The sequence below is a fragment of the Streptomyces sp. SID1328 genome (genome assembly GCF_009865595.1).
Taxonomy (GTDB): Bacteria; Actinomycetota; Actinomycetes; order Streptomycetales; family Streptomycetaceae; genus Streptomyces; species Streptomyces griseoluteus.
The window spans coordinates 1-6,787 of sequence record NZ_WWKH01000610.1 but is presented as its reverse complement, the minus strand read 5'-3'; the positions used below and the strand labels follow the sequence as shown (position 1 = coordinate 6,787).

Here is a 6,787-nt window from a genome sequence, read left to right as displayed (position 1 = left end):
GATCTCGAATCGTATTCGACTTTACCGCGTCCAGCACGCCCTGGGACCACCCCCCTCCCCCGTCGAACGCCCCGGCCCCCGCCGGGCCGTTGCCGGCCCCGATCAAGGGGTAGCGTCCACGACATGGACCTACACACCACCGTTGAGCGCGCCCGACGACTCAAGAAGCTGCACGCCGAGTACAAGCCCCTCGTCCTGCCGACCGTCTGGGACGTCTGGTCCGCGCGGACGGCGGCCGACGCCGGTTTCCCCGCGCTGACGATCGGCAGCCATCCGCTCGCCGACTCCCGAGGAGCCGAGGACCACGAGGGGCAGACCTTCGAGGAGGTGCTCGCCGCCGTCAGGCCGATCATCGCGGCGGTCGGCATCCCCGTCTCGGTGGACCTGGAGGCCGGCTACGGACAGGAGCCGGCGGACCTCATCGCCGGACTCGTCGAGGCCGGCGGCGTCGGCCTCAACCTGGAGGACACCGTCCACTCGGACGGCGGACGCGTGCGCGACACCCAGGAGCACGCCGACTACATCGCCGGCCTCCGCGCGGCGGCCGACAAGGCGGGGGTTCCGGTGTGGGTCAACGGCCGCACCGACCTCTTCCTGCAAGCGGAGAACCCCGCCGCCGTCCTCGACGAGGCGATCGAGCGCCTGCGGGCCATGGAACAGGCAGGCGCCGACAGCGTCTACCCGGTCGGCATCCAGGACGACGACGACCTGCTGACGGCTGTGACCAGCGCCGTCTCCATCCCTGTGAACTCCACCGCCCACCCCGTCAAGCACGACCTCGACCGCTTCCGCCGCCTCGGCGTCGGCCGTGTCACCTACGGCCCGCTGCTGCAGCTCGCCCTGACGGACTCGATGAAGGACATGCTCAAGCCCTGGGCGCCGTAGAACTCCCGCCGCGCCGACTCGCCGGCGACCCCGTGGTCATCGGCGCCGCGCTCCCTCTGCTCGCCCGGCGAGGGGATCGCGGCGACGGCTGACGCTCTCGGAGACAAAACCCTCGGCCCCGCATCCCAGGTGCTGTGGATGCGGGGCCGGGATTCCTGTCGTGTGCCGGTTACTCCCGGCCGGTCCTGCGGCGCTTGGCCCAGAGCAGGCCGAGTCCGGCCGCAAGGAGTGCGGCGGCGAGCCCGGCGACGGTGAGCACCTGGGTACCGGTGGCGGCGAGACCGCCGCCCCCGTTGCCGTCGGAGGGCGGGGTGGCCGGTGGCGTGGGACCGCCGGCCGGGGTGGAGGGGCTCGGCGACGGGGTGTGGTTCGCCGGAGGCGTGCTGCTGTGGTCCGTCGGAGACGGGGTGGGCCGATGGGTCGGCTGGGACGAATGCGTCGGAGTCGGCGTCGACCCGCCTCCGTCACCGGCAAACGCGCTGCCGCCGCCGAGGAGGGCGAGCGCCGGGTTGTCGGCGCTCTCCGTCTGCCCCTCGGTGGCGATCTTCGTCGTCTTCTCCAGGTTCGGGTGCTGGGCCTTGAACTCCACACGGGTGATGTTCTGCTTGGGCGCCTTGCCGAAGTCGACGCCGCCCATGACGCACATCTTCTGCTGGCCCCCCACCTCGCAGGGCAGCGAGTAGTCGCCCTTGGTGAAGGACTTCATGTAGTCGTCCCAGGTCTGCTTGGGCGTCCAGGACCGGTTGGGCGAACGTACGGGCCAGCGGGCGACGTCACCGCTGTTGATGACCGCGTGGTAGTCCCCGGCCTGCTCGGCGTCGCTCTGGCGGACGTACTCGGCGGCCACGCGGGCGCTGTAGACACGGCGCAGGTCGGCGTAGTCGGCGGAGGTGTTCACCTTCTTCTCGACGCCCGGAATGATGTACTGCTTGAGCAGGCCGTTCGCGGTGTCGCGCTGGGCCTGGGTCAGCTTGCAGTCGTTGCCGTTGGGGTCGGGGGTCTCACGGTCGATGTGGTCGACGTTGACCTTCAGCGGGGTGTCGAGGATGTAGAGACCGCCGTCGTCGGCGCGGACCTTGGCCGTCTTCGGGGTGATCCACAGCCGGATGGTGTCGCCGCAGGGGATGTTGGCGGCACGCATGGCCTCGGCGTACTGCTTGCCGGGGTCCTTGCGGTAGTCGACGTCCTTGGCGTAGTCGTGCTTCATCTGGAGGTCGGCCTGGAGCAGGACACGGCCGGCGTCGGTCTTGCCGAAGGTCTTGTCCATGATCTGGTCGGGCTGGTCGGGGTTCAGGTTGACCCAGAACTTGTCCGGCGTGAGCGCGAGCCAGGTGAAGAAGGAGTCGGAGATGAGCTGGGCCTTGGCCTTGCCGCCCCAGCCCTTGTCCTGGGTCTCGTCCTGCACCTTGTCCGCGGAGAAGGCGTACGGCAGTCCCTTGCCCTTGACGGGCTTGCCGACGTAGGCGAGGTCGAGGGTGGAGAAGTCCACGCCGCCGGGGCCGCGGACACCGAAGCGCGCGGGGCCGCTGCCGCCGAGGCGGCGGATGCGGTCGGCCATCTCCTTCGGCGTCTCCGGGGACTGGCCGATGGTGCGTGAGGCCGCTCCGCCGAGCCGGTTGTTGCCGTTCGCGGCGAAGTTGGGGTCCGGCCTGGTGGCGCCGGATACGTTCTTGTAGCTGACGGACTTGTACTTGGGGACGTCCGTGGAGAGGTGCTCGTAGGCGCGTACACGGGGCTGTCCGTCGGGCCCCTTGTACTGCTCGGCCATTCTGCCGAGGTACTTGGTGGTGGCCGAGTCCTTGGACTGGCCGTTGACGTAGGAGATGCGTCCGTTCTTGGCCAGCTCGCCGTTCTGGAAGCGCGGGTCCTCCAGGAATCTCCTGTTCGCCAGGTCCTGTCCGGTGTCACGGCCGGGTCCGGCCTTGAACTCCAGGAACTGTCCGGTCTTGTAGTTCACGGCGTCGAACTTGCGCACCAGCGGCTTCTGGCCGCCCTTGCCATCACTGACCATGATGGGCTTGCCGTTCTTGTCCTTGATGGCGATCTCTTCCTGGCAGAGCCAGTCCTCACCGACCAGGCCGAGGTCGTTGATCACCTTCGTCTCGAAGGCCGCGCCGCGCTTGTTGTTGTTGTGCGGCATGATGTAGCCGCCCTCGAGCCAGTCCGCGAACGTCTTGTACTTCGGGTTCCCGTTGTTCAGGTAGCTCTTGTACCGGGCGAAGACGCGCTCCTCGCTGTTCTCCGGGTAGGAGGTGTAGGGCTTGTCGAACTTCGCGAGGAACTTGGCGCGCTGCGCCGCCTGTTCGTCGGTGGGGTTCTCGGCGTCTCCGGGCAGCGTGAGTCCGTCGAAGCTCTGCCGGGGCGCGTCGTAGGTGTAGGAGTCCCGCTCACTCGGGGCACGGACCTGAAGGCCGCGGTCCCACGGCAGGTTGCTGGTGCCCGGCCGGGTACTGGTGACGCCCGGGAGACTGTCACAGCGCTTCCCCTTGGCCGCGTACGCGAGGTCGCCGTGCAGACCCGGCAGGCCGGTCAGTGTCAGAACGCCCGCCGCGGTTAACGCGAGCGCGGCACGCGGCCAGACGCGGCGGCGCGGCGCCGTTATCACTTGAGTCACGAGGGTTCTCCGAACGGGAGCCCTGCGAATACGGGTTCACGGTCGGCGCCAGGGCCCCCGTGACTGTGGCGCCGATTTCCTCACTCTAGCCATCGCGTCGCGTTGCATGTCTGTGTCAACTCCCGGCGCACACAGGATTGTTACATGCGGTCGTACGGGTCGTACGGGTCGTAGAGTCGTGGTCATGCGCAGCATCGACGACCCCGCCTGGCACCACAACCCGCGCCTGAACACATGGCTGGAAGCGGCGCGCACCGCCTTCGACTCCCTGGCCGCCGAGACCGGCGGCGACTGGGACTACTCCCCCGCCTCGCTCGACCGCCTCGAACGGCTCCTGCTCTCCCGCTACGGCACCTGGGAGGACATCTACCACCACCAGGACGACCCCGTCCTGATGGCCGCCGCCTGGTACCTGGGTGAAATCGCCGTCCGCCGCCACGGCGCCGTCTGGGCCTGGTCCCCCGACGGCCCGCGCCCCGGCGACGACTGGCCCGGCTCCCCCCGCCTCACCTATCCGCGGGAGAGCCTGACGGCCCCTGAAACGGACGCGCTGGACGCCGGCGAGGAAACGGGCGAGGACCCCCTGCCCACGGTCGTCCCCCTCTCCCACGTGGGTTCCCTGTACGCCGAGGGCGAGCGCCATCTCGCCACGATGCTGGAGCATTTCACGGCGTTCGAACAGTGGCGGGCGGGAGTGCACGGCTGAGTCCGGCCTGCGGGCTCCTCCGGAAGCATCCTTCGAGGGTGGCGGGGAGGGAGACCCCACTGCTCGATGTCCAGGGCGCCGCCCCCGAGGGGTGATGCTCCTGCGGGCGAAGGGCCAGTCGCTGCAGTCGAGGACGTGGCCGGTCTCGGCGAGGGCGACCGGCAGGGCGGAAGGGCTGACGATCGAAGCGAGCACCCGGCGGAGGGGCGCTCACGGGCCGGCCGAGTGGATGTGAGCCGGGCGAGATGACTAGTCGAGGTTCGCGCAGGGCGCGTCGGGTGAGGGGGTGCCCGGTCCGGTGTGAAGGACCTCGCGGGCCTGTTCGGCGGCGCGGGTGATGCTCTCGCTGATGAAGTCGAGGAAGCGGGCGACGTTTTCCAGTCGGTTCGCCGCCGGGGTGTGGGGGCCGAGGACGGCGACGCCTCGGCGCGCCGTCTCCACGAGCCGGTCGTTGGCCCGTGCGCTGGCGATCGTCGACTGGTAGAAGAGGTCGTTGTCGACGACGTAGTGGTCCCGGCGGCGTTCGTCGCGTTCTCGGCGGACGAGGCTCTGGCTCTCCAGGAAGGCGATCGCCTTGGAGATGGACGCCGGACTGACCTGGAGGCGCTGAGCGAGCCCGGACGCGGTGAGGCTGCCCGTGTCCGTGACGAACAGGCAGGTCAACACCCTCGCCGGCATTCTGGGCAGACCGGAGGCCATGAGGACGCCGATGAACGTCTCCTCGTACTCGGCCACGGCCCCGCCGTCACGTCCGTGCGGCTGGGAGACCGGCTCCGGATCCCGGCAGGAGGGGTTCCTGCGCCGGTGGGCACGGCGTTCGGTGGCACGGTGGGCCAGGTCGGCACGGTAGGCGGTGGGGCCGCCGTTGCGCATCACCTCACGGGTGACCGTCGAGGTCGGGCGGCCGAGGCGCCGGGCGATCTCGGCGTAGGGGAGGCTGTCGGCCACCCCCAGCGCGATCTGCCGGCGCTCCTCTTTGGTGAGCCTGCCTCCCGGCATCGCTGCCTCCTTCATGATCCTTCGCGGCGGGTCCCGAGCCTCACCGTAGCGTTCATTTCCAGTCCATTGCAATGCAAGGGCCAAGGTCGTTGCTTTGCGTTGCAAGGCCGTTGCAACGATTAATGCCTCTCACCTGCACTATCAACACCGCGACACAACAAGGCCGTTGCCGTATCCCAGAACGCAACGTAGCGTTTCCATCATCGGAAACCACAAGCGCTGGGAGAACACGATGCAGAAGTTCGACACCCCGGCCCCGATCTCCGCCGTCGTGGAGATCCCCGCCGGACGCGTGCAGTTCATCGCGGGGGACCGTACCGACACCACCGTCGAGGTCCTGCCCACCGCCCCCTCCAGGAACCGTGACGTCAAGGCCGCTGAACAGACCTCCGTCACCTGCACCGACGGCGTCCTGCGGATCACGGCCCCGGCCCCGGGCAACCAACTCCTCGGCCCCTCCGGGTCCCTCGAGGTCACCGTCCGGCTGCCCGCCGGCTCACGGGTGGAGGGCGAGTGCGCCGGAGTCGAACTTCGCGGTGTGGGACGCCTGGGCGACATCGACTTCGAGGGCGCGTACCGGCGCGTCAAGATCGACGAGGCCGGCGGTGTCCGTCTCACCGCGTCCGACGGCGCCGTCGAGATCGGCCGGCTCAACGGCGACGCGGAGATCAGCACCGCACGGGGCGACATCAGGATCACCGAGGCACGGCGCGGCACGGTCAGGCTCCGCACCGGGTCCGGCGACATCACGATCGGCGCCGCCGCCGGCGTCTCGGCTGCCCTGGACGCCGCTGCCGGCCACGGCCGGGTGAGTCACGCCCTCAAGAACGACGGCACCCCCGAACTCGACATCCGGGCCACCTCTGCGAAGGGCGACATCACCGCCCGCAGCCTCTGAGAGAGCGGACCCGGAACCCGACGGCAACCAGATCTGGGGAGAACCCATGACGAACGACAACAACCCTTCTTCCACCCCTTCGAAGTGGACCGGCATGGTGCCGGTCGACGACACGGCCCTGGCCGTCACCGACACGGGCGGACCCGGCATCCCGGTGCTCTACCTCAACGGCCAGTTCGCCACCCAGGGGTACTGGCGACGGGTCATCGCCGAACTGGGTCCGCAATGGCGGCACATCACCTACGACGAGCGGGCCCGCGGCAGATCGAGGCGTTCGGCGGACTACTCCTTCGAGGCGGCCGTCCGGGACGCCGACGCCGTTCTCGCGGCCAGGGGGGTGGACCGGGCACTCGTGGTGGGCTGGTCCTACGGGGCGGTCGTCGCGGCCCACTGGGCCGCCCGCAACCCGGAGCGTGCCCTGGGCGCAGTCCTGGTCGACGGCGCCTTCCCCTACGACTGGCTCGACGAGGCCATGGAACAGCGGATCCGTAAGCTGTTCCGCCGGCTGGGCTGGTTCCTGCCGTTGCTGCGCCCGACCGGCCTGGCCCCGCGGATGACCGCCGCGCAGCAGGCGGACAGCAACATCGAGCTCGGCAGGCTGTCCCGCGAGCGCGAACTGGGCCCGGTGCTGGACGACATCACCGTCCCGGTGCGGTACGTGGTCGCTTCGGGGACGTCGTTCGGA

The 6,787-nt window shown here is 69.6% G+C and carries 5 protein-coding genes and 2 pseudogenes; 4 read left to right on the top strand and 3 right to left on the bottom strand.

Translation table 11 applies throughout. The features are described 5' to 3' along the window. Nucleotides 1-123 precede the first annotated feature (123 nt). On the top strand, nt 124-885 hold the full coding sequence (locus GT030_RS19620; protein WP_161202217.1) for an isocitrate lyase/phosphoenolpyruvate mutase family protein: 762 nt from the start codon (nt 124-126) through the stop codon (nt 883-885). A gap of 169 nt (nt 886-1,054) precedes the next feature. On the opposite strand, the gene GT030_RS19615 is transcribed toward GT030_RS19620, so the two are convergent. Further along, nucleotides 1,055-3,499 (bottom strand): hypothetical protein, encoded by a 2,445-nt coding sequence (locus tag GT030_RS19615; protein WP_161202216.1) that lies wholly within the window; start codon nt 3,497-3,499, stop codon nt 1,055-1,057. Between the two features lie 184 nt (nt 3,500-3,683). Between GT030_RS19615 and GT030_RS19610 the strand changes: the two genes are divergently transcribed. After that, nucleotides 3,684-4,205, top strand: a complete 522-nt coding sequence (locus GT030_RS19610; RefSeq protein ID WP_161202215.1) for a hypothetical protein — start codon at nt 3,684-3,686, stop codon at nt 4,203-4,205. 249 nt (nt 4,206-4,454) lie between these two features. Here GT030_RS19610 and GT030_RS36570 read toward each other — a convergent pair. Together GT030_RS36570 and GT030_RS37165 are read right to left on the bottom strand one after the other, a co-directional pair. Then, nucleotides 4,455-4,883: pseudogene (locus GT030_RS36570) on the bottom strand (MarR family transcriptional regulator); the annotation flags it as partial. 123 nt (nt 4,884-5,006) lie between these two features. Next, a pseudogene (locus tag GT030_RS37165) lies at nt 5,007-5,204 on the bottom strand (helix-turn-helix domain-containing protein); the annotation flags it as partial. Nucleotides 5,205-5,436: 232 nt separating this feature from the next. Between GT030_RS37165 and GT030_RS19600 the strand changes: the two are divergent. Then, entirely contained in the window at nt 5,437-6,102 is a 666-nt protein-coding gene (locus tag GT030_RS19600; RefSeq protein WP_161202213.1) for a DUF4097 family beta strand repeat-containing protein, read from the top strand. A 46-nt stretch (nt 6,103-6,148) separates the two neighbouring features. Then, nucleotides 6,149-6,787 (top strand): alpha/beta hydrolase (locus tag GT030_RS19595; RefSeq protein WP_161202212.1); only part of this gene is annotated, 639 nt, incomplete at its 3' end.

What these genes read in the sequence shown, in the direction of transcription:
- GT030_RS19600 (WP_161202213.1), top strand. Translation starts at nt 5,437, where the DNA reads ATGCAGAAGTTCGACACCCCGGCCCCGATCTCCGCCGTCGTGGAGATC.
- GT030_RS19620 (WP_161202217.1), top strand. Translation starts at nt 124, where the DNA reads ATGGACCTACACACCACCGTTGAGCGCGCCCGACGACTCAAGAAGCTG.
- GT030_RS19610 (WP_161202215.1), top strand. Translation starts at nt 3,684, where the DNA reads ATGCGCAGCATCGACGACCCCGCCTGGCACCACAACCCGCGCCTGAAC.